We start from the raw sequence: 24422 nt of genomic DNA, 5'->3' as shown, positions 1-24422 counted from the left end.
CTTATATCAAACGATGTGTTTATAACTATATCATTGATAATAAGACAAAAGTGCAGACAATGCTGCACTTTTATTCTTAAGTTTCTGTCAAAAATTGCAATTCAAACACTCAGGTCAAGGTTAATTGCGCCTTTCTAGCGTTCGTTAATTACGCTTTTTCGGCTTCTGCAATTTTCACTTTCCACGTGTCAGGGCCGATCTGGTGTGCGTTTACGCCGTTAGAGTCAACCGCTACCGTTACCGGCATGTCCTCAACTTCAAACTCGTAAATCGCTTCCATACCGAGATCTTCAAACGCAACCACGCGTGCTTTTTTAATTGCCTTCGCGACTAAATAAGCTGCACCACCAACGGCCATTAGGTAAACCGATTTATGCTGTTTGATTGACTCAACCGTTGCAGGGCCACGCTCGGCTTTACCAATCATGCCCATAATACCGGTTTCTTCTAGCATCATGTCGGTGAACTTATCCATGCGAGTAGACGTTGTTGGGCCCGCAGGACCTACCGCTTCGTCACCCACAGCATCGACAGGGCCAACGTAGTATATGAACTTGCCTTTCAGGTCGACGCCTTCTGGTAAACCTTCACCACTTTCAAGCATGCCTTGAATACGCTTATGAGCAGCATCACGACCGGTTAAGATCTTGCCTGATAGAAGAACCGTTTCGCCAGTCTTCCACTCTTGAACGTCTTCTTTAGTAATTTCATCAAGGTTAACACGGCGTGTATTTGCGCCTGCTTCCCAAGTAATGTCTGGCCACTCTTCTAACTTAGGTGGTGTTAGTTCTGCAGGGCCGCTGCCGTCTAGCGTAAAGTGAACGTGACGCGTTGCCGCACAATTCGGGATCAAGCAAACAGGCTTTGAAGCTGCATGCGTTGGCGCTGTTTTGATTTTAACGTCAACCACAGTCGTTAGACCGCCAAGGCCTTGTGCACCAATACCAAGCTTGTTTACACGGTTGAAGATGTCTAAACGAAGCTCTTCTTCTGCGTTCTCTGGACCTTTGTCGATAAGGTCTTGAATATCGATGTGTTCCATCAGAGATTCTTTAGCGAGTACCGCGGCTTTCTCAGCCGTACCGCCAATGCCTATACCAAGCATGCCCGGTGGACACCAGCCCGCGCCCATTGTTGGTAGCGTCTTCTCTACCCACTCTGCAATATCATCAGAAGGGTTAAGCATTACCATCTTGGTTTTGTTCTCAGAACCGCCGCCTTTTGCCGCGATTTGAATTTCAACTTTGTTGCCTGGAACCATATTAATGTGAACAACTGCTGGTGTGTTGTCTTTGGTATTAATACGCTTACCTGCAGGGTCCATTAGGACAGATGCACGCAATGGGTTATCTGGATTGTTGTAAGCTTGACGAACGCCTTCATCAACCATCTGTTGTACTGTTTGATCCGTTTCCCACCTAACATCCATACCGATGTTCACGAAACAAGTAACAATACCCGTATCCTGACAAATTGGACGATGACCTTCCGCAGACATACGCGAGTTAATAAGAATCTGAGCGATAGCATCTTTTGCTGCTTGGCTTTCTTCTTTCTCGTACGCTGTTTCTAGGGCTTGGACAAAGTCTAAAGGGTGATAATAAGAAATGTACTGAAGTGCGTCAGCGACACTGCTGATCACATCTTGCTTACGAATAACCGTCATTGCATGCCTCTTTATTGTTCTGGTTCCATGTGGGATCTTGGTTTAACTGTTTTTGTCTAACCGAATTAGTTGGCTTAGCTTTTTATTATGTTGAGCTGTATTTAGTTGCTGTAGCAATCGCTTGCATAGCTTTAAACTAAACCATGTGGTTTGCACCGTTCTAATCAAGAACCCATTTTATTTTCAATTTATGATACTCTTGCTTCCTCTCACACGCCATGCAGTGATCGAACTCTTTGTCACAAATTAAACAAATGAATAACAACGAATTTCGCTCTATCCAAATCAAGCCGCTTGAATATCAATCAACTTTAGCTAAACATCTGTTTTCTCATATTGAAAACCTACCGTGGGCAATGCTATTACGCTCCGCTTCAGAAAGCCATGTTGATAGTCGATACGATATTTTAGTTGCTCAACCCATCGCCACCTTCGAGACTATCGGTGCAGAAACGACCGTTAATGTTAATGAAGAAACTCTTGTTAGCAAAAAGCATTTCGTTTCAAAGTCGGATCCTTTCGAACTACTCGACCAATATCAACAGCAGTTATTACCGGCGACCAAAGAGCATGCTGATTTGCCATTCGTTGGCGGCGCTTTAGGCTACTTCAGTTACGATTTAGGGCGACGAGTAGAAGCTCTTCCCTCTCTTGCTAAGCATGATATTTCTGCGCCCGACATGGCGGTTGGTTTATATGAATGGGCAGTGATCGTTGACCATCAATTAAAAACAGCGTGTATTGTCGGCTGCAATATCGATGAACATCATGATTGGCTGATACAACAGGCCTCTAGGCCAAACCGAACACATGTGCGCTTTGGATTAACCACACCGTGGCAATCCAATATGAGCGAAGAGAGCTACGCCAATAAGTTTAATAGCGTGCAAGAGTATTTGTTATCGGGTGACTGTTATCAAATTAACTTAGCTCAGCGCTTCAATGCTCAATACCAAGGTAGTGAATGGCTCGCTTATGAGAAACTTGAACAGTACAACTCGGCGCCCTTTTCTGGTTTTATCCGATTGGCAGAGTGCGCAATCATTAGTGTTTCTCCGGAGCGTTTCTTAGAGCTTAAAGACAACATCATCGAAACTAAGCCAATTAAAGGTACGCGCCCTCGTTCTGAGGATCGTAAAGTTGATGATGCCCATGCTCAAGATTTGTTGAGTGCAGAAAAAGATCAGGCCGAAAACCTGATGATCGTTGACCTGTTACGTAATGATATTGGCCGTGTGGCAAAACCTGGTACGGTGCATGTCCCTAAACTGTTTGATATCGAAAGCTTCCCTGCTGTGCATCACTTAGTTAGTACAATCAGAGCCGACCTAGATTCTAAATACTCAGCAACCGACTTACTGAGAGCTTGCTTCCCTGGAGGTTCAATTACTGGCGCTCCAAAAGTGCGCGCTATGCAGATCATTGAAGAGTTGGAACCGCATCGACGCTCAGCGTATTGCGGCAGTATCGGCTACATCAGTAGAAATGGCAGAATGGACACCAGCATTACCATTCGTACGTTAGTTGCCGAGAACAACACGCTTTATGCTTGGGCTGGTGGTGGTGTGGTATTCGATAGTGATTGCGCCTCTGAATATCAAGAAACATTAGATAAGCTGAGTCGCATCCTTCCTGTGCTTGAAGAGTGTTAGGTAACGACACTGAAGGCTATTTAGTCATAGGCAAAAGCTCGATATAAAAAAACCGAAGGATCATAAGATCACTTCGGTTTTTTAGTATTTGAGTCTGAGTCTGAGTAGATAATTGACCACTCACTATTAACGTGACTTACGCTACCTTCACAGCAGAAACACCCCACTTCTTGAGCATCTCTGTGAGGTCGTTCGCGGTATAAGGTTTACTAAGGATGTCATCCATTCCACACTGAATACAACGTTCACGCTCTTCTAATGTTGTGCCGGCAGTCAGTGCCACTATAGATTTGGCGTAACCTTTCTCTCTGAGCTTTTCTGTCGCTTCAAAGCCATCCATAACCGGCATTCTGCAATCCATAAAAACAATGTCGTAATCATTATTTGAGGCTAGCTCGAACCCTTCTACACCATTACTAGCGATAACAGGTTCAATCTCATGCTTACGTAGCATTTGTTGGATGATGATTTGGTTCATTTTGATATCATCAACTACCAGAACTTTCAATAAAGACAGCTCAACGTTTGATTCGACATTTTTGGCCACCCGTTCATCTTCACGCGATATATCGATAACTTTTAAAGGTATAGAAATAGTAAAAGTTGTTCCGACTTCAACCACACTAGACACACTAATATGACCATTCATCAAAGCGACCAACTTACGGCAAATCGCTAAGCCAAGTCCGGTACCCTCATAGTTTCGGCTACTCGAATTATCAGCTTGAGTAAAAGGTTCAAACAAAGTTTTGTGTGCAGATTCGGCAATCCCAACCCCGGTATCTTCTACAGAAAAAACGAATTGGCTGTTGTTCCATTCGATACCAACATTCACATGTCCCTCTTCTGTGAATTTAATCGCATTACCTATTAGGTTTACAAATAGCTGAGTGATGCGTTCTAAATCCCCATTAAAATGAGTAGGTACATTTGAGGACACGCTGATATTAAATTCAAGCTGCTTCTCAATCGCACGATTGGTGAAGATGCTTTGAATCGTGTTTCTCAAATCATCCAGTGCAAATGTCTTGGGAATCAGCTCCAACATACCCGCATTAATCTTACTGTAATCAAGTAAGTCATTAATGATGGTTCTTAGGAACTCACCAGATTGACTTAGGTTGTTGACTATTTCACGCTGAGAAAAGGTCAAGTCGGTGTCGCTGATCAATTCAGCACTACCTAACAAGCCGTTGAGTGGGGTTCTTAATTCGTGGTTAATCATTGCAACGAAATCACGAGTTGCTCTTTCGGACTCTTCTGCTCGTTTGCGTGATTCAATATTTCGGTTAATCGCGAGCTGATGAGTTAGCGCACTGCATATCAAATCCGTTACTAACAAAAGTTGACTCTCAATAAACTCATAGTCTTGATCGAGCAACCTAACCTTAACGATCAGTGCACCAACGATCACCTTCTCCACTTCAAGAGGCACCGTCAACAAGTTACCTTGCCATTGAGGTTCCTGAATCTCTTGATCTAACCCACCGACCGTTTCGTCGCCGTAATCATATGTGAGAAGTTGAGGTATGAGTTTAGGTGGCAGTATCAGACGACTGGCTTCAATTAAATAACTGTTCGTCACGTTTGTCGTTAATTCAGACAACATGATGTCATCGAGATCATTCCTAAGAAACGCGCGCCCAAAATCGATCAACAAATTGTCGATTTGCTCTTGAAACTCAATGCGGCGAATATTCGCGTTCGAACGTTTTTCTAACTGACGCAAAGCAAGCTCAAGCTGTTGGTTTGCCTCAAACAATTCAAGACTCTTTTGTTCCAACAATGCTTCAGCCGCTTTCCGTGCCGCGACTTGACGTTTAAGCTTCTTCTCTAAGGCTGATGCCAGATCCATATTACTTTTCGACTTTCAAATTAAACCTAACCACGCTTTGGTCATCATTCTGAGGTGTCATTTCTACCAAGATAGACTCCCCGTGATATTCAGCGCATCCTTCAATTAGCCCCAAACAAACATGAGACATACACCTTGCGCTTTTGTAGTCAAAAATAAGTTGTGCTTCGGTCGTAGTAATAAAACTGAATTCTGGTGGTTCAGCGTCGGGATAGAGCTTCTTCACTTCTACATGAATATAGCGCTCTACGTGTTGAATAAATTGAAAAGTGGTATTGCTATGTGCAAGGCTGGCTTTGTTCGGCAAAGAGGCTAACAGGTTTTTAAATACAGATTGCCCAAATACGCGTTGCAAACTTCCTGCATCGATATCGGTTTTCTTACTCAGGTTAATGATGAGTTTCACGAGATCTTTGTGGTCGTAACTTCCGACCGATGTATAGATCCCCTCGTCTTCTGACATCTCTAAAACTTCTTCCAAAAGTTCTAAACCAAACTTTTCTTCAACAAGCTCTAAAAATTCGGTGAATATGATTCCTTTCATCTCATACCTTTTATTCTATTTCTTTTTAGAATGAGCCACTAAGTGAGGGTTATCAAATTCTTAAGGACAAAATAACCATCCACCACTCAATTTTATGACATGAGTAACGCTTACCGGCTCATATGATCCTATTGAATATAGCAAAAGCCACTGAATTTTAGATACACCCCTCCTGATTGGGTGGACGTATCACATATCAACCTGCTATTTGCGATTTAAGAGTGCCAATAAAAATAGACAATGAAGACATTAGTACAACGTTAAAACTGGTACCAAACAAATCGTTCAGCAAACAGAAAAGCGAGATTGGCTTTCGACTCGGTGTTGTGACTATACTTAAAAGCATAACAATCAATATATTGGCATGATATGAATAAAGATAACTTCCTTCAGCAATTCCAACTTAACCCAACCGTTGGCTATCACCCAGAGTCTGTTGAGCGTGTTTCTCACATAACAGAGGATCAACTTCGTAAAGCAGCAGTAGTGGTAGGTTTAGTTGAAAGAGAGGATGGTTTACATGTCATTTTTACTAAAAGAGCAGCTCACCTTAAGCACCATCCTGGCCAAGTCAGTTTTCCTGGAGGGAAGCACGAACTTTCCGACCCATCCATGCAGTTTACGGCACTGAGAGAGCTCCACGAAGAGGTCGGAATTCGATCAGATCAAGTTAAAATTGTTGGGCAATTACCAGCATTGAGTACCATTAGTAAATTTTCTGTGACACCGATTGTTGCCATGGTCGATCCTGACTATGAAGCCATCATCGATGAGAACGAAGTTGCCTCAATTTTTGAGGTTCCAGCCACCTATGTTTTAGACCAAGCCAAGTTGCACAGTCACACGATGAATTTTAAGAAAATTAAGCATCGTGTTTTTGCGATGCCCTTCGAAGAGCACCTAATTTGGGGCGTTACGGCTCAAATCATCCAATCACTGCAGCGACACGTAGTGCAACAAATTACATAGCAACTACGTTTTGTTTAATCTCTGTTAACAAAATCCTGTCTTTCCATGGAACAGATTTATTAATGCAATTTTACGCAAACGATTCCCTGGTATAAAACTATACAAGCCCCGCCAATTCATAAGAAAAACTAATACCCAAGCCAAATATAAATCACCTGTAGCACACCATTTTCGTGATCAAAAATCCGTTTTTCGCATATCATGTGCCACGCCGTTTCATTACATGATTTAGATCTATTTTTTGCAGAAGAAAATTCTGCAGAATTGGCGCCGACTTATTTCCTGTTCCCAAAAAATGAGTAATTTAACATGAACACAACAACTTCTTCGGCAAATGCCGTTAAAGATTCAAGCAAGTTTAACTACAAAGATTTTACCTGGTGTTTATCACTATTTGGTACAGCAGTTGGTGCTGGCGTACTATTTCTTCCAATCAAAGCTGGTGCGGGTGGTTTTTGGCCATTAGTTATCCTAGCTCTAATCGCGGCACCAATGACTTGGTTCGCACACAAATCTCTAGCTCGTTTCGTACTGTCTGCTAAAAACCCTGAAGCCGATATTACAGACACAGTTGAAGAACATTTCGGTAAGACTGGCGCAAACATTATTACTTTTGCTTACTTCTTCGCTATCTACCCGATCGTTCTAATCTACGGTGTTGGTATCACAAACACGGTTGACTCTTTCTTAGTAAACCAAATGGGTATGGAATCCATTCCACGTCCTCTTCTTTCTGGTGCACTTATCCTTGCTATGACAGCGGGTGTTGTATTCGGTAAAGAGTTGATGCTTAAAGCAACTTCAGCGATGGTTTACCCACTAGTATTCATCTTACTAGCGTTATCTTTCTACCTAGTTCCTGATTGGAACACTTCAATGATGGAAACAAGCCCAGAATGGTCAGCAATGCCTTCTATTATCTGGCTTGCGATTCCAATCATCGTGTTCTCTTTCAACCACAGCCCAATCATTTCACAGTTCTCTAAAGAGCAACGTCGTGTATACGGTGAAGACGCAGTTAAGAAAACTGACGCGATCACTGGCGGCGCAGCAATGATGCTGATGGGTTTTGTAATGTTCTTCGTATTCTCTGTAGTGCTTTCTCTATCTCCAGAGCAACTAGCAACAGCACAAGCACAAAACATCTCTGTTCTTTCTTACCTAGCTAATGTTCACGAGTCTCCACTTATCTCTTACATGGGTCCTCTTGTAGCGTTTGCAGCGATTACTTCTAGCTACTTCGGTCACTTCCTAGGTGCTCACGAAGGTCTTGTTGGCCTAATCAAGTCTCGCTCTGGTTCTTCAATCAGCACGATTGAGAAAGCATCTCTAGCATTCATCGTTGTTACAACTTGGATTGTTGCGGTAGTTAACCCAAGCATCCTAGGTATGATTGAAACAATGGGTGCTCCAATGATTGCAGCTATCCTGTTCCTAATGCCTGTATTCGCGATGCAAAAAGTACCAGCAATGGCTAAGTACAAAACTTCAGCACCTGTGCAAATCTTTACAGCTTTATGTGGTCTAGCGGCTATTAGTTCTGTAATCTACGGCGCTCTTTAATCTCCGCTACTTTTTATAAGATGACATCCATCTTATATCGCGAGATTAGACAAAAAATATAATGATAATAAATGAGCCTCCCTACTCGACGTGGGAGGCTCTCTTTTTGAGGTAATCGCTATGATTAGTGTATTTGATATCTATAAAATCGGTGTTGGTCCATCGAGCTCACACACAGTTGGACCAATGAAAGCGGGTAAAGAATTTATTGATGACCTACGTTCAATGGGAAAATTGCGCGACATCACTAAAATCACCGTGGACGTATATGGATCACTATCACTGACAGGGAAAGGTCACCACACAGATATCGCAATCATCATGGGTCTTGCTGGCAATACTCCTGAGCGTGTTGATATCGACTCTATTGCTGGCTTCATTGCTCGCGTAGAAGAAACTGAACGCCTACCTGTTGGTATGCACTGTCATACTGTTTCATTCCCACGCGATGGTGGAATGAACTTCCACACTAGCAACCTTTCTCTGCACGAGAATGGCATGAGCATTCATGCTTGGGTTGATGACGAAGTAGCATACTCAAAAACATACTACTCCATTGGTGGCGGTTTCATCGTTGACGAAGAGAACTTCGGCAAAGAAGAAGAAAACCCAATCAAAGCACCTTACGAATTCACAACAGCTGAAGAGCTGGTTAATCAGTGTAAAGAAAGCGGCCTTTCTATCAGTACATTGGTTATGAAAAACCAAGCGGCTTTCCACTCAGACGAAGAGTCTCGCACTTACTTCGCTAACATCTGGAAAACGATGCGTGAGTGTATGGACCGCGGTATGAATACTGAAGGTATCCTACCTGGTCCACTGCGTGTGCCTCGTCGTGCAGCAGCACTTCGCCAACAGCTAATGACTTCAGAAAAAACAACCAATGACCCAATGACGGTTGTTGACTGGGTAAACATGTTTGCTTTCGCCGTAAACGAAGAAAACGCAGCTGGCGGCCGTGTAGTAACGGCACCAACAAACGGCGCATGTGGCATCATCCCTGCTGTATTAGCTTACTACGATAAGTTCATCCAAACGGTGACAGAGAAAGACTACATCCGTTACTTCGCAGCTTCTGGCGCGATCGGTGGTCTTTACAAACGTAACGCTTCTATCTCTGGCGCTGAAGTTGGCTGTCAGGGTGAAGTTGGCGTGGCATGTTCTATGGCGGCGGCTGGACTTGCTGAACTTATGGGTGGTAGCCCAGAGCAAGTATGTATGGCTGCAGAAATCGGTATGGAGCACAACCTAGGTCTAACGTGTGACCCAGTTGCTGGCCAAGTACAAGTTCCATGTATCGAGCGTAACGGTATTGCTGCAGTGAAAGCAATCAACTCGACTCGTATGGCACTGCGTCGTTCTTCTGCTCCCACTGTTTCTCTAGATAAAGTTATCGAAACGATGCTAGAAACAGGCAAAGACATGAACGCTAAATACCGTGAGACGTCTCAAGGTGGTTTGGCTGTTAAGGTTGTTTGTTAATTAACATTCGTTTGTTAGTTAGCATTGGCTTGCTAGTCCGTATTAATTTATTGGCCAGCATCAGTTAAAAAACCAACGCTTAACTCAGTTTGCTTGATAACGAGCAGATAATGAAAAGGAACGCCGATGCGTTCCTTTTTTTGTTTCTGAAGCTTCTGTATCTGAAGGAAGCTTGGTGACTGATTTATTCAACCCACCAAATTGTTTTGTTAAATCACTTGTGAAACAAGCAAGAAGCAACCAAACAACAGTGAAAACAGCATCATTACGTTGCCACCTTCGGCGCGGTACCTATCGTCAGCAACTTTCATGAAACGCTGCTTGTGAACCATTACTAAAGGAACAAACACCGCCAAGAATACCAAAATGATGCCTGCGTAGTTCAAGACTTGTAGGAACTTATCTGCAGCAAGTAATGAGCCCACCAACGGTAAGATGAAGCTAATGCAATAAGTTACCGCCGTATTTTGATTGAACATATCTTTGTTCTGGTTGAACAACGCCATCGCCACACCAAAGAAAGAGGTTAACAACGCCAAACCTGTAAAGGTAGAAAGTATATTACCCACCCAAGGAGACTGAGCCTCAAACGCCGCCATCAAATCTGATACGTTTTTGAAGCTTCTGAATTGCTCTTCGCTCAAGTTACCCACTACCGCAAACAACCAACATAAGTAACACACTAATGGGATCAGAGAACCGACGATCACCATGTTACGCAGCTGTTTGTCTGTCGCTTCATGGTTGTAAGAAACCAAAGTTGGAATCACAACCATAAAACCAAAACTGGTAAACAGAATTGCACTGGTTTTAATGAGATCAACGTGGTCATGACTTGTCACCTGCATCAGGTTTTCTTGAGTCATACTCGGCGCCAAAAAAGTCATGGTTGCAAACAAGCTCGCTAACATCACGAAGAACAGTGCACGGTTGAGCTTATCAATTACGCCAGTACCACTTGCGACGACGGCTCCGGCAATAAGCGTGAACACGATTTGGCTCGTGGTCGCGGTGATCTCTATGCCAAAGTTAGACAGTAACTTACTCAGCAAGTCACCTGCGCCCAAAATATAAGCCATCAATAGGCAAATCAATAACGCGTATAGCAAGCCGTTAGTGAGTAGCTGGCCTTGTCTACCCAAGGTTTTTCGGGCAATAGAATTTAATCCTAAACCGCCACCCGCTTTGATGGTCGCTTCTAGAAGTAATAATGCTGCGTAAGTGGTGCCGAAACAGATCAGAACCATCAGCAGTGTGCCGTAAAGCAATCCAAATTGAGCTAATACCATTGGGATCGCAAGCATACCAGCACCGAGAGCGGTACCAGCGATAATTAGGGAGCTCCCTATCATTTTAATATTCATTGTCTTTAACTTATTTGTTTAGTTTTTATAGGTGTAAGTCTTCGTACATCGAGCAGATGACAAAGGTGTTCAGATAGAAATAAAGTTATAAAACGAATAACAATAGGAGCGATAAGCGGTAGAGAAGCGTGCAGAGACATTGTCGAACAGGGCGTTCAAAGGGGAGCTTGTTTTAAAAGAGGTAAAACGAGAAGCGTGAGTGAGCGTTAGCTGATGTGGTGAACCTTCCGTAGGTTCAATAATCGGCGATGTAATCTTGAATTTCATGTATGTGTCCAATAAGTCACATTCCATAGTATTTGAAGCAGCGTATCCGTTGCTGCCTTACCTCTCTCATAGAGGTCTTTTCATCTTATAGAATGAGCCTCGAAACACAACGCTATAGCCACAATTTTTGCTATTAAATTAAACAAAATGGCCATTTGAATACAAATTAACCACTTAACTTTGTAAAACAATAATCATTATTGATAAAAAGCCGCTCCATAAATACATCAAACCCAATAAAATCAGAGCTTGTGCGCAGAGTAACCAAACCAGATAACAAGCACAAAAAAGGCGCTCTTGTGAGCGCCTTTCGTAACTTTGAAACTTTGAAACTTTGAAACTTTGAAACTTTGAAACTTTGAAAACTATAACCTTAAATGCGATATTGAATACTATCGTATTGAAGTTAATTGCTTTGAAAATACAGTTTTCTAAGTGCAGTCTCAAAATTACAGTATTGAAAACTTATTCACCGCGGTAGATACAACCTGCAGTACATGTTTCTTTAATCTCAACTTTGCTTAGAAGCGGCAAGTTTGGTTTTAGCTCGTTCCAGATCCATTTAGCTAATACTTCACTCGTTGGGTTCTCTAAACCTTCAATATCGTTCAAGTAATAGTGGTCGAGACGGTCGTAGATTGGTTTGAATACGGCTTTGATTTCAGAAAAGTCGATTACCCAACCAGTATGCGGATCAACTTCGCCTTCTACGTACAAACGAACAAGAAAAGAGTGGCCATGCAAACGACCGCACTTATGCCCTTCCGGCACGTGTGGAAGATGGTGGGCTGCTTCAAACATAAACTCTTTGTATAACTCAGATCTCATTGTGTTTCTCAGGCTAAAAAAATGACACGCAATTTTACGTAAAACCCTGCCACTTCACAAGTTCTATCAATAGTAAGCCCTCAAACTGATTTATAAAACCAAACACCATCAATCGCATCTATTAATAGATTTAACATTTAAAGTTCGAGAACACGGAAACAAGGTCATACTTATCGCTATTTAATGATAAATTACTGACACTTACGCGCCAAAAAAACAACACAAACTTGTTACATCACAGAAACATCATCATAAGCGGAGAATGGTCACACTATTTGTTATACCCCATAGGTAGTAGGGTCTCTGACACGTAAAGTATGCGCGTCATTATAAATAATAAAAACTATTCCCTATGCGCTCAACAATCACTTTCAAAATCCTGGTGGCTTTGGCCGTCGTGTTTACCTTCCTGCTTGCCATATCGACGTATTTTCAATATTCGCAACAAAAAGAGTTGGTTAACTCGGTACTCAGTGAACAACTACACGACAAAGCGAGTAACTATTTCGATAGCCTCAATATGATGATGCTCACTGGTACCATGGCGCAAAAAGAGACACTCCGTCAAAAAGCGCTAGCTCAAGACGGTATTGAAAATGTTCGAGTCTTGCGTGCAGACGCAGTGAGTAAACTATACGGTCCCGGCAATGAAAACCAAATACCCGTTGATGATATCGACAAGCGCGCATTGGCTGGCGAAACCGTTATCGAACCATTTTCTTCTGATTGGGGAAAAGGCCTTGTTATCGCCCTACCAATGAAATCGAGTGAAAACTATCGCGGTACAAACTGCATCACTTGTCACATGGCACCGGAGGGGGAAGTTTTAGGGGCGATTCGACTTGAATATAACCTTAGCCATGTCAACTCGCTGATCAATACTCAAACGATGACCGCGATCGGTATTATGGCGGTGATCTCTTTTGCTGGTTTCGTGTTAACCATGGGGCTGATTCGTAAAATCATCGTTCGCCCTCTTCAACAGACATCTCGCTTTATGACCCAAGTCAGCAGCGATAAAAACCTATCCACTCGGCTGCCCGAACAAAGTAAAGATGAGATTGGAACACTGGCTAACTCTATTAACTCGTTCATGGGCACCGTTTCCGACAGTTTGGAAAAGGTACAAAACACCTCACATAAGTTGAATGCGTCTGCCAATCAACTGACCAGCGTTGCGCACATTACCGAACAAGCAGCCAGTGATCAGCAGAATGAAACGGCTGAAGTACAAAACAATGTTGAAGGGATACAAGCTCAGCAGATCAACGTAGAACAAGCGACGTTAACGGCCTCCGAACTCATCAACCACACAGCTGATGTAGCGTGCAAAAGTGCCAACCAGGCACATGACGCAAGTGGTGAAATAAAGAACCTAGTCACCAGCATTGAAGAGGTGAAACACAAAATACTGACACTCAATGAGCAAACTGGAGAGGTTTCTTCAATATTGAGTGTTATTCGAGGCATTGCCGATCAAACTAACCTTCTTGCCTTGAATGCAGCAATTGAAGCCGCTCGCGCAGGTGAACAAGGTCGTGGCTTTGCGGTAGTTGCTGATGAGGTTCGTAATCTTGCCTCACGAACGGCTGAAGCGACAGGCAGTATTGAATCGATTATCCATCAGTTCCAACAAGGTAGCGAAGAATCTTTAACTTCGGCCGACCGAGTTTGCGAGCAAGCACATCAAAGCTCAACAGATATCGATGCACTATCGCATGAAATGAACAGTGTCGTGGAAGAGATGAAACAAGTGCTGGCCCATGCACAAAATATCCAGCAGCAAACGCAATCCACCACACTGGCGACCAAAGACGTTCAGCAGAAGGTCGAGACCATCACTTCACATGCCGATAATACGTCACAATCTGCTGGTGAAACCCGCGGGATCAGTAATGACCTTGAAGAGCTGTCTGACCACCTTGAATCACTGATAAATCAATTCACTTTGTCGAGCGCAAACGCCAGAGATAAGAAAAGGTCATAACGCCTAACGCCATAACGCCATAACGCCATAACGCCGCAGTGTGGCGCTGTTTTTGAAGTTGCTTTTCTTTCCTTTTCAACAAAAAAAGCGCTCAATTTTGAGCGCTTTAAGTTATTAGCTTTCTTTATTTAGGACTCGAATTCCCAATTAAACAATCATTTAGTGTGTAATAGAAACCGCAGTTAGGTCTTTATGCTTATGGTACATCGCATGTTTGAAAATAAGATTCGCACTCACAGTATCCATTCCAGAGACTTCAACGTAAGCGCCCTTTTTACGGAACTTGAACACCACCTTATCAAGCGCCTCAACAGAGGTATTATCTAAGAATGACGCATCCGATATATCGATGGTCACTAAAGAGGTCGCGTTGTCATAATCAAATAGATCGACAAACGCATCTGACGAAGCAAAGAAGACATGGCCTTTTACTCGGTGAATGGTGTGCAGTTCGTTAGTCACTACTTCATCGGATATAAACACCATAGATTTGCTGGCATGTGCATAAAACAGAGCCGACAGCACCACGCCAACCGCCACACCTATCGCTAAGTTATGAGTAAACACCACCACCGCCACGGTTGCCAACATGGTTACATTAGTTGGCAGTGTATGGTCTTTAAGCTCAACAACAGAACGCCATGAGAATGTGCCGATAGAAACCATGATCATCACAGACACTAACGCCGCCATCGGTATCAGCTTCAACCAATCAGAAACAAACACCACCATTAGCAGTAAAACCACCCCAGCGATCATACTGGATAATCGGGTTAAGCCACCTGATTTGATGTTAATGATCGACTGACCGATCATTGCGCAGCCCGCCATTCCACCAAAAAGGGAAGCCACGATGTTCGCAACGCCCTGCCCTTTACATTCATTGTTTTTATTACTTTCAGTATCGGTCAGATCATCGACTATGGTTGCTGTCATCAAGGATTCCAACAAGCCAACTAGAGATAGAGCAATCGAATATGGAAGGATGGTTGCGAGCGTATCAAACGTGAATGGAATATTAGGAATCAAGAACACTGGCAGTGAATCCGGAAGCTTGCCCATGTCGCCAATCGTTCTCACATCTAATCCGAACAACAAACTAATGATTGTCAGGGTGACAATAGCGACCAGTGGAGAAGGTATCGTGCGACCAAACTTTGGAAAATAAGGAAGCAGATAAATAATCGCTAAACCCAAAGCGACTAACACGTAAACACTTGAAGGGACATTGATCAATTCAGGAAGTTGGGCCATGAAAATTAGAATGGCGAGCGCGTTAACAAATCCTGTAATCACCGATTTGGAAACGAAGTTCATTAGGTTGCCGAGCTTGAGATATCCAGCCGCGATTTGAATGACGCCAGCAAGAAACGAAGCGGCGAGTAGATATTCTAGCCCGTGGTCTTTAACTAAGGTGACCATTAATAGCGCCATTGCACCTGTTGCACCGGAAATCATTCCCGGACGACTGCCAACCAAAGCAGTGACGACACAAATACAGAACGAGGCATAGAGTCCTACTTTAGGGTCAACGCCTGCAATAATTGAAAATGCGATAGCTTCAGGGATCAATGCAAGTGCAACCACAATCCCAGATAATGAATCTCCTTTAACGTTTGATAACCAGTGTTTTTTTAAATAATTAAGCATGTAATTCTCTTTTACTTGTACAGCCAGTCCTGCCTTGTTGAGACATAATTTGATCGACTGTTTTTCTTGAATGAGCGAGCGCTCGAAAAATGCGGGTGTAGAGAGAATGCAGGGGTTAAGGCGGCGTAATTAACACGTGAATATTAAACTCCTCTTGTTTGTGATTTATTTGCTATTGATTCAGTATGCCCAAACCGCTGGATAATAAGTACTGAGCGATATACCAAGCATTCATCTAAATAGTAAGCATTAACCTAATTAGTAAGTCTTGAGCTAGCTTGAGCCGCGCCAATATAAAGTGAGTCTTGATGCAATCACACATTCATTATTGCAAACAAAGATTCCAAACCTATACCACCTCGTCAACGGTTACGGCTATTCATTAAAACGGTTACTGCTATTTACTAAAACCGTTACTAACCTAGTTTAATAAGCTAACTCCGACATAACGTTTATAAACGTCCAACGGCAATTGCACCGCATGAAATCGAACAAAAAAACAACCCTTAGTGGTTTTTCTTGTCTGCAGACACAATATTTCTTTCGTCGAGCAAGAATAAAGGTTGAAGCTGTCCGTATGACAGGTAATATGTTCAATCGATTTAAAAAGTTTATACAACTCGATGTTTCGGCTAATTATTGTGCGAATATCTATATATTTGCAGTAACGCTAGTAACTTTGAGTTGAATTTGTCCCTCAATGGAGAATGAAATCAACATGACTTACGCGCCTGTAACAGACGTACTTGGCGGCAAGCTAGCGGTAGACAGTGAAGTAACTGTTCGCGGCTGGATCCGTTCACGTCGTGATTCCAAAGCTGGAATCTCTTTCCTTGCCATTTATGACGGCTCTTGTTTCGACCCGATTCAGGCCGTGGTTCCTAATAATCTTAATAATTACGAAAACGAAGTATTAAAGCTAACAACTGGCTGCTCTGTTGAAGTAACTGGTAAGATTGTTGAGTCTCCTGCGAAAGGTCAAGACTTCGAACTAGCAGCAACTGACGTTAAAGTTGTAGGCTGGGTTGAAGACGCTGACACTTACCCAATGGCTAAGACACGTCACTCTATCGAATACCTTCGTGAAGTTGCTCACCTACGCCCACGTACAAACGTGATTGGCGCAGTAGCACGTGTACGTAACTGTCTATCGCAAGCGATTCACCGTTTCTACCACGAGCAAGGTTTCTTCTGGACTTCAGCTCCGCTTATCACTGCATCTGATGCAGAAGGCGCTGGTGAAATGTTCCGCGTATCTACGCTAGACATGGAAAACCTACCTCGCACTGACGATGGCAAAGTTGACTTCAACGAAGATTTCTTCGGTAAAGAAACTTTCCTAACAGTATCTGGCCAACTTAATGCTGAAGCTTACGCTTGTGCATTAAGCAAAGTTTACACGTTCGGTCCTACGTTCCGTGCTGAAAACTCAAACACAAGCCGCCACCTAGCTGAGTTCTGGATGGTTGAGCCTGAAGTTGCGTTTGCAGACCTTGACGATGTAGCAAAACTGGCTGAAGACATGCTTAAGTACGTTTTCGCAGCTGTTCTTGAAGAGCGCCGTGACGACCTTGAGTTCTTCGCTTCTCGCATCGACAAGCAAGCAATCACTCGTCTAGAGCAATTCGTAGACGCTGATTTCGCACAAGTTGACTACACTGACGCAATCCAAATCCTACTAGATTCTGGTAAGAAATTTGAATTCGACGTTGAGTGGGGCATCGACATGTCTTCTGAGCATGAGCGTTACCTAGCTGAAGAGCACTTCAAAGCACCTGTTATCGTTAAGAACTACCCGAAAGACATCAAAGCTTTCTACATGCGCTTAAACGACGACGGCAAAACAGTTGCGGCAATGGACGTACTTGCACCAGGCATCGGTGAAATCATCGGTGGTGCACAACGTGAAGAGCGTCTAGACATTCTAGACGAGCGTATGATTGCTATGGGTATCGACCCTGAGCACATGAGCTGGTACCGCGACCTACGTAAATACGGCACAGTGCCACACGCTGGTTTCGGTCTTGGTTTCGAGCGTCTAGTATCTTACGTAACAGGTATGGGCAACGTTCGTGACGTGATTCCATTCCCACGTACACCACGCTCTGCAAACTTCTAATTCGATATTGAGAGCTTAGCTCTTACTAGAATCTAAAAGTTAAGAACAAATAAAAACCTCCGTAATTTGCGGAGGTTTTTTATATTCGGAATAAAAGAAACGACTGATGCTTCGGCATACCACCAGCAGAAACTAATCATTCAAAAGCTAATCGACATCTTGGTCTTTCGCGTATTTAATGGCAAAGCCACAGATTGCCATCATAACGAATGGGATTGCTGCAGTTGTATATTCAGCCCAAGCCATATCTGCGAATGCTTTGGCCAATAAAACATGGCCGATGATAAGCAGAAGTGCGCACACAATCGCGACAATAATAAGCTTAACTTCGTTTCCCATAGTCACTTTCAACATAACGGTATCTCCAAAATTTGGTCTACCGTTATTGAATCACAACTCTTTGATCAACAAGGCGTACAGTTACAGCGTAATCAGCCCGTACAGTTGAAATCACTCGCTGTTTTATGAGTAACTTAACCTTTTGAGCAAGCTGCCAGACTATGAATTCGTTAATTGATGCGCCAATTGCCCAAGTAACTTCAGAGCTTGCTCTTTCTCTTTAGTCAGTTCATACGAAAAGTTCAACCGAATCGCGTTGTCTACTCTGCCCTGTTCGCTAAACAAATCGCCAGATGCGACGCTAATACCTTGCTCAATAGCCAGTTGATGAAATTGTTGGCTGTCGAATTTCTCAACAAAACGAATCCAGACAAAATAACCGCCAGTGGGCTCTTCAATTTGGATAGAATGTGGAAAGTATTGCCTGATCACGTTGATAAAACTCTCTTTTCTTAGCAACAGGTTTTTGCGCAGTTTACGAAGGTGGTTATCGTAGCTTTCATGCGTCAGAAAGTGTGCGACTCCGAGCTGAACAGGCGCGCTACTCGACAGTGTAGAAAGAAGCTGAAGCTTTTGAATGGCATCATTGAAACGCGTGTTCACAACCCAGCCGACCCGATAACCCGGACACAGACTTTTTGAGTACGAACCACAAAGCAGAACAGAATCAGTCTTATCGAAGGCTTTTAGTGGTTTGGGTTTATGACCCTCGAAGTAGAGGTCACCATATACGTCATCTTCAATAATGTAGGTTTCGTGTTGTTCTGCAATCTCAACCACACGGCGCTTTGCCTCTTCAGACAAACTTGTCCCTGTCGGGTTTTGAAAAGTCGTCATCAGCCAACACGCTTTTACATCTTGGTTTTGTAGTGCGCTTTCAAACTGATCAATATTCAATCCATTGATTGGACAAACATCCACTTCAATCGGATTGAGCCCCAACCTCTCTACGGCCTGTAAAGCGCCATAGAAAGCTGGAGATTCAATCACAACGTTGTCACCTGAATTGGTGACCGTTTGTAGGCTCAAGTTGAGCGCTTCCATCGCACCTGAAGTAATCACGATGTCTTGATGATTCACCGTAATACCCTGCTGCAAATATCGTTGGGCAATTTGCCTTCTGAGTGACTCACTGCCCGGCGGCAAATTATTAATGACACTCGCTCCCGTCATCTTTCTTCCTGCACTCGCGAGGTTTCGGGTCAAGGTAGGCAAAGGAAAAAGGTCAGGATCTGGGAAGGCTGAGCCAAAAGGTATTACACCTTCTGCGGAACTCGATTTTAAGAAATCAAACAAGCGGTCATTGATCGCTTTCTTCTCACGCTCTGGCGTTAATAGGTAATCCATATCATCCATTCTGGGCGCGACAAAATAGCCAGATTGAGGCTTGGCGATAATCCAACCTTCACTTTCTAACAATTGATAGGCTTGTAGAACAGTACTATTACTGACGTTGTAATTTCGACAACTCATGCGCACAGAAGGGATCTTCTCCCCGGACCGCCAAGTGTTGTTAGCAATCTGAGTTCGAATGTCCTTTGCAAGCTCTTCATAACGCGCCATCTAACTGTACTACCTAGATAAATTCTAATAAGCCGGAGATTTTATCACTAACGTTAACAACTATTGCTGCTATCCATATGATTACCCCTGATTTCTATAATTGTGTGAATTGGTTCACAGATAACTTTGTAAGCTTTGCTAAGTTTGTAATCAGGGCGAGAGCCAAGTTCGCTCTAAGCCTCAATAATTTGATGTAACCCAAAAAACATGCGAGATAACAATGACAAAAATAAAAGCAGACCAATTAAGTTATAAAGGAGAGTCAAACGGTGTTCATAGTTGGACGACACCGAGTGGCCAGCCATATTACTGGCACCCAGACTGGCTTCATATCGCTGAAGATGCAACAGGTTCGCATCCAAAGCAGAAGATCGACGTAGGGCAAGATCAAGCGCCGACAGAGAAACACGCGGTGTCTGCAATTCTTAAGCACTTAAACCAGTGGGCAACTGACAAACTGGCGTCTCATCCTGATATTGAAACCAGTTCTATTGAAGCTGAGATCAATCTAAAAAAATAATACACAATTAAACGTAACGGCTTTCGCTGTTCTTCAAGAGCAAGCCAAGATCGACCACAGAATAGCCTCGACTCTCTATCGAGGCTATTAACGTATACTCATAGTAATGCTGTAATAATCCCCACTTAGTTAACAAATCACTTACACACATCAATTTCTTGTATCAATCAACGAAAGCTATCGATAGAATTTCCGGTCTTATTTACGCAAGTCATTCAAGTTATTTATATTTCAATACAGGCAATGCGTATTTCACAGCAAGTATGCGTGCTTAAAACTCGTGAATCTAATAAGCATTATGTAGATCAGAAACGAAAACGAATAAAGGCTTATCGATGGATACATCAAACTATAATCAGTCGCTAACAACTCAACTGTACGTTATCGCTGGCGTACTTTTTGGCACCTATTGCAGTCGAGTATGCCCTATGCTCGACACCTTAACGACCCTAGAAATATTCACTCAAGTGAGCATCGTTTTTGCCTTGGTTTGGCTTGTGCGCCATTTCCTGTTTGCACACCACACTTTGGTTAAACAAGGTCGGTTTGCACAACTCGATTCCCTGTTGTTTTTTGTAGCAAGCGTCCCTTTCGCTCTTTATTACAACTTGAGTTACGACTTCACTATCGATAGTAATTTAAAAGTGGTCTTCGGAATGACGTTGTTCGGCTTTTTTACGGGAAGCATTCTGCAACTGAAAGCCAAATTGAATCAGATAGACAAGATGGAAAAATCTGGGCAATTTGACTTCCAACTAGTAGGAGAGCGAAGTTCATTAGTGAATCAGATGATCGGTTTAGTCATCGTACTTCTAATCACACTGACCACTATGCTGACGATGGTGGCTGTTAAAGATATTTTTTGGCTGGAGAACAACCCTGAACGCTTGTTGGATGGCACCGGCAAAGTCAGCGTGATTAAAGAGTTCATCTATTTAGCGCTAGTACTTGGTGGATACGCGATAACCATAATGACACTTTGGAACAAGTTGATTAAACGTATTCTCCTTAGCCAAGAGTGCGCCTTGAATAAAGTTACCCAAGGTGAACCAGGCATTCGTCTACCGATTTTCGGCTACAACGAGCTAGGTTCTATGGCATCCATGACTAACATCATGCTAGATAGCCTTGAAACCGCGCAGAACGAAGTAAAAACCACACGTGATGTTGCGATTGTTAGCTTGTCGGCGCTTGCAGAGTCTCGAGATAATGAAACGGGTGCTCACATTCTAAGAACTCAAGAGTACGTAAAGGTACTGGCACAAGAGCTTAGCAGGTCGGAAACACACGCTAATTTGTTAACTCCGAATTATATCGAATTACTTTATAAATCGGCTCCCCTACATGACGTCGGCAAGGTAGGTATTCCTGACAAGGTTTTACTAAAACCCGGTAAATTAACCGATGAAGAATTTGAAATAATGAAAGGTCACCCTGCAATTGGTGCTGAAGCCCTGTCTATTGCAGAAAAGCAGTTGGGAAGCTGCTCATTCTTAAAAGTCGCGAAAGAGATATCACTGACGCATCATGAGAAATGGAATGGCAGCGGCTATCCAAATCAGTTGTCCGGTGAAGAAATCCCGTTATCTGGCCGATTAATGGCATTAGCAGATGTTTATGATGCGCTCATATCGAAGCGCGTGTACAAGCCAGCCTTTACTCACGAGCAAGCTAAACAGATTATCTTGGAGGGCAATGGGACGCATTTTGATCCGCAAGTTGTTCAAGCATTTCTTACTGTTGAACAGCGGTTTGTCGAGATTGCAGCGACCTATAAAGATGGCAAAAACATCCCAAGTGAACTTGAACGCGAGAGCTTCATTGCTCAACCAGCATAATCTATTCAAAAATCACTAACTTCTTACACCCTATAGGTTAACCCGTAGGGTGTTTTGTTATCAAATACCCTCTTTAGTCAATAAATCTGATTGAAATGGATTTTTTTTGGTCTTTCTGTTCACTTCGTATTGTCTTAAAAATTCCATACAGGTATAACTACCAGTAGATACTATCCCCTCTCAATTGACATGGATGAAGATTATGTTTGAAAAAGTGTTAGCTGCTCCCGCCGACCCTATCCTCGGCCTTACTGAAGAGTTTAAAAAAGACTCTCGCGCAGAGAAAATCAACCTTGGTGTTGGCATCTACAAAAATGAAGATGGTCAAACGCCTGTACTTAAAACAGTAAAGAAAGCAGAAGCTGCACTTCTTGAAAACGAAAAAACCAAATCTTACCTAACAATTGAAGGCACGGCTGAATACGGTCTAGCCGTTCAGAAACTTCTTTTCGGTTCAGATGCAGAAATCGTAACGTCTCAGCGTGCTAAAACAGCACAAGCTCCAGGTGGTACGGGTGCACTTCGCGTAGCAGGTGAATTCATCAAGCGCCAACTGGGCGACGTGAAAATCTGGATCAGTAACCCAACTTGGGCTAACCACAACGGCGTTTTCGCTGCGGCAGGTATCGAAACCGCTCAATACAGCTACTACAACGCTGAAACAAAAGACAAAGATTTCGCAGGCATGGTTGCTGACCTAGAGAAAGCTTCTGCTGGCGATATCGTTCTTCTTCACGGCTGCTGTCATAACCCAACAGGTATCGACCCAACAACTGAAGAGTGGGAAGTACTGGCTAAACTAGTTGCAGAGAAGAAACTGCTTCCTCTATTCGATTTTGCTTACCAAGGTTTTGCAAAAGGCGTTGAAGAAGATGCGGCTGGCTTACGTATTTTTGCTCAATACAACAAGGAGATCCTTGTTGCTAGCTCATTCTCTAAGAACTTCGGCTTGTACAACGAACGCGTAGGTGCATTCACTCTTGTTGCTGAATCTGCAGACGTAGCAACGACAGCGTTCTCTCAAGTTAAGAGCATCATTCGCTCTATCTACTCTAACCCACCAGCGCACGGTAGTGCTGTAGTAACTCACATCCTTGGTGATGCTGATCTACGTGCTGAATGGGAAGCGGAAGTAGCAGAAATGCGTGATCGTATCCAAGAGATGCGTGAGCTGTTCGTAACAACACTGAAATCTGAAGGTGTTGATGCAGACTTCACATTCATCGAACGCCAAAACGGCATGTTCTCGTTCTCTGGCCTAAGCAAAGAGCAAGTAACTCGCCTGAAAGACGAATTCGCTATCTACATTGTTGGCTCTGGCCGTATTAGTGTTGCTGGTATGACTAAGTCAAACATGGGTCCTCTGTGTAAAGGTATCGCTGCGGTTCTTTAATCGTAAAGCATAAACCTGTACTTGAAGACGTATAGATATCAAAAAGCCAGCAGTTACGCTGGCTTTTTTACGTCTGAGTTTTGATGTATGAATCACTTACTTTGTGTATCAAACACTTAGCCTTCATATCGTTGACTAATACTCTAGAACAAACTCCACTCCAAGCTCATTGGTGCGTTCACTGCGAATCTTACCTTCACCGTCTCGGTGTTGATAAGAGCCACCAATCGCAAACTTATTGGTCACTAGATAACGTAAACCCACGTGGTAAATTTCTTCATCAAACAGGTCACTGCGATTCACTTGCACACTGCCGTTTGCAATCCAACGTTTCGCAAATCCATAGTTAAGTTCGGCTTTTATCCCTTGGATGAACTCAGTGTCCGAAGATTCAGTTCGGTTGGTATCATTATCTTCAACCTTACCCTTAGTAATACCAAGCAGGTAGTAAGCCACCACATCTAAATCTTTTTTAATACTATATCGATAACCAACACCCGGCATAAGCGTATCAATTCGAGTTGTCGTTTCATCCGGGTGGATGAAACGTGCACTGTAGTCACCTAGCAACAACCAGTCGTCAGTCATGGCGTAACTCACACCCAACCCATATGACGAAGCATTGTTATTACTGCCGGCATCTTCATTTAAACTGCCCGAATGCGCGGTGGCGTATATATGGTCATAATCAAGAATATCCACACTATGAGTTTCTGCCCACAAATTTGGAGAAAACATAAAAACTGCAGATACCAAACTAAGCTTCCACTTCGACATTCCTATTATCCTTAAGCAATCACTCCATTAACTGAAAGATTAGTCT

At 43.1% G+C, this 24422-nt stretch carries 19 protein-coding genes; 9 read left to right on the top strand and 10 right to left on the bottom strand.

The window, feature by feature from the left end; translation table 11 throughout:
• Positions 1 to 148: 148 nt before the first annotated feature.
• Positions 149 to 1666, bottom strand: a complete 1518-nt coding sequence (locus tag ACFI6G_RS01135) for a fumarate hydratase (protein WP_248370427.1) — start codon at positions 1664 to 1666, stop codon at positions 149 to 151.
• A 254-nt stretch (positions 1667 to 1920) separates the two neighbouring features.
• On the opposite strand from ACFI6G_RS01135, the gene pabB reads away from it, so the two are divergent.
• The gene (gene pabB, locus ACFI6G_RS01130) at positions 1921 to 3318 is read left to right on the top strand and encodes an aminodeoxychorismate synthase component I (protein ID WP_016789486.1); all 1398 of its coding nucleotides are present in this window, start codon (positions 1921 to 1923) and stop codon (positions 3316 to 3318) included.
• A gap of 136 nt (positions 3319 to 3454) precedes the next feature.
• On the opposite strand, the gene ACFI6G_RS01125 is transcribed toward pabB, so the two are convergent.
• Complete coding sequence (locus ACFI6G_RS01125; RefSeq protein ID WP_010441398.1) at positions 3455 to 5173, bottom strand: ATP-binding protein; 1719 nt, start codon at positions 5171 to 5173, stop codon at positions 3455 to 3457.
• A 1-nt stretch (position 5174) separates the two neighbouring features.
• Positions 5175 to 5717, bottom strand: coding sequence for a heme NO-binding domain-containing protein (locus ACFI6G_RS01120; RefSeq protein ID WP_010441399.1), 543 nt, complete (start codon positions 5715 to 5717; stop codon positions 5175 to 5177).
• Between the two features lie 369 nt (positions 5718 to 6086).
• Here ACFI6G_RS01120 and ACFI6G_RS01115 point away from each other — a divergent pair, with 369 nt between their 5' ends.
• The 3 genes from ACFI6G_RS01115 to ACFI6G_RS01105 all read left to right on the top strand — a co-directional run bounded on the left by ACFI6G_RS01115 (position 6087) and on the right by ACFI6G_RS01105 (position 9731).
• The gene (locus ACFI6G_RS01115) at positions 6087 to 6686 is read left to right on the top strand and encodes a CoA pyrophosphatase (protein ID WP_016789485.1); all 600 of its coding nucleotides are present in this window, start codon (positions 6087 to 6089) and stop codon (positions 6684 to 6686) included.
• A gap of 309 nt (positions 6687 to 6995) precedes the next feature.
• Positions 6996 to 8249: an aromatic amino acid transport family protein gene (locus tag ACFI6G_RS01110; RefSeq protein WP_010441402.1), complete on the top strand. Its 1254-nt coding sequence runs from the start codon at positions 6996 to 6998 to the stop codon at positions 8247 to 8249.
• 120 nt (positions 8250 to 8369) lie between these two features.
• A complete protein-coding gene (locus tag ACFI6G_RS01105; protein WP_010441404.1) occupies positions 8370 to 9731 on the top strand; it encodes an L-serine ammonia-lyase in 1362 nt (453 codons plus the stop codon).
• A 209-nt stretch (positions 9732 to 9940) separates the two neighbouring features.
• Here the strand turns inward: ACFI6G_RS01105 and ACFI6G_RS01100 are convergent, their stop codons facing one another.
• From ACFI6G_RS01100 to queD, 3 genes are all read right to left on the bottom strand, one after another.
• Positions 9941 to 11083, bottom strand: coding sequence for an amino acid permease (locus tag ACFI6G_RS01100; protein ID WP_016767250.1), 1143 nt, complete (start codon positions 11081 to 11083; stop codon positions 9941 to 9943).
• A gap of 81 nt (positions 11084 to 11164) precedes the next feature.
• Positions 11165 to 11362, bottom strand: coding sequence for a hypothetical protein (locus ACFI6G_RS01095; RefSeq protein WP_022570769.1), 198 nt, complete (start codon positions 11360 to 11362; stop codon positions 11165 to 11167).
• Positions 11363 to 11827: 465 nt separating this feature from the next.
• Positions 11828 to 12190 (bottom strand): 6-carboxytetrahydropterin synthase QueD, encoded by a 363-nt coding sequence (gene queD, locus ACFI6G_RS01090; protein ID WP_010441408.1) that lies wholly within the window; start codon positions 12188 to 12190, stop codon positions 11828 to 11830.
• 352 nt (positions 12191 to 12542) lie between these two features.
• On the opposite strand from queD, the gene ACFI6G_RS01085 reads away from it, so the two are divergent.
• A complete protein-coding gene (locus ACFI6G_RS01085; RefSeq protein WP_010441410.1) occupies positions 12543 to 14177 on the top strand; it encodes a methyl-accepting chemotaxis protein in 1635 nt (544 codons plus the stop codon).
• Positions 14178 to 14336: 159 nt separating this feature from the next.
• Here ACFI6G_RS01085 and ACFI6G_RS01080 read toward each other — a convergent pair whose 3' ends face one another.
• On the bottom strand, positions 14337 to 15827 hold the full coding sequence (locus ACFI6G_RS01080) for a SulP family inorganic anion transporter (protein WP_016784567.1): 1491 nt from the start codon (positions 15825 to 15827) through the stop codon (positions 14337 to 14339).
• 718 nt (positions 15828 to 16545) lie between these two features.
• On the opposite strand from ACFI6G_RS01080, the gene asnS reads away from it, so the two are divergent.
• Positions 16546 to 17946, top strand: coding sequence for an asparagine--tRNA ligase (asnS, locus tag ACFI6G_RS01075; protein WP_010441414.1), 1401 nt, complete (start codon positions 16546 to 16548; stop codon positions 17944 to 17946).
• Between the two features lie 147 nt (positions 17947 to 18093).
• On the opposite strand, the gene ACFI6G_RS01070 is transcribed toward asnS, so the two are convergent.
• Positions 18094 to 18300, bottom strand: coding sequence for a hypothetical protein (locus ACFI6G_RS01070; protein WP_016784568.1), 207 nt, complete (start codon positions 18298 to 18300; stop codon positions 18094 to 18096).
• Between the two features lie 144 nt (positions 18301 to 18444).
• Positions 18445 to 19848, bottom strand: coding sequence for an aminotransferase-like domain-containing protein (locus ACFI6G_RS01065; RefSeq protein ID WP_010441418.1), 1404 nt, complete (start codon positions 19846 to 19848; stop codon positions 18445 to 18447).
• A 220-nt stretch (positions 19849 to 20068) separates the two neighbouring features.
• Between ACFI6G_RS01065 and ACFI6G_RS01060 the strand changes: the two genes are divergently transcribed.
• The 3 genes from ACFI6G_RS01060 to ACFI6G_RS01050 all read left to right on the top strand — a co-directional run bounded on the left by ACFI6G_RS01060 (position 20069) and on the right by ACFI6G_RS01050 (position 23599).
• On the top strand, positions 20069 to 20368 hold the full coding sequence (locus ACFI6G_RS01060) for a hypothetical protein (protein ID WP_016784569.1): 300 nt from the start codon (positions 20069 to 20071) through the stop codon (positions 20366 to 20368).
• Between the two features lie 335 nt (positions 20369 to 20703).
• A complete protein-coding gene (locus tag ACFI6G_RS01055) occupies positions 20704 to 22206 on the top strand; it encodes an HD-GYP domain-containing protein (protein WP_010441426.1) in 1503 nt (500 codons plus the stop codon).
• 202 nt (positions 22207 to 22408) lie between these two features.
• Entirely contained in the window at positions 22409 to 23599 is a 1191-nt protein-coding gene (locus ACFI6G_RS01050; protein ID WP_010441428.1) for an amino acid aminotransferase, read from the top strand.
• Between the two features lie 135 nt (positions 23600 to 23734).
• Here the strand turns inward: ACFI6G_RS01050 and ACFI6G_RS01045 are convergent, their stop codons facing one another.
• A complete protein-coding gene (locus ACFI6G_RS01045) occupies positions 23735 to 24376 on the bottom strand; it encodes an outer membrane beta-barrel protein (RefSeq protein ID WP_016767243.1) in 642 nt (213 codons plus the stop codon).
• Between the last annotated feature and the right edge of the window lie 46 nt (positions 24377 to 24422).

It is taken from the genome of Vibrio sp. PSi01 (genome assembly GCF_054960695.1).
The sequence above is the reverse complement of the archived record's forward strand: the minus strand, read 5'-3'. Positions and strand labels throughout refer to the sequence as shown.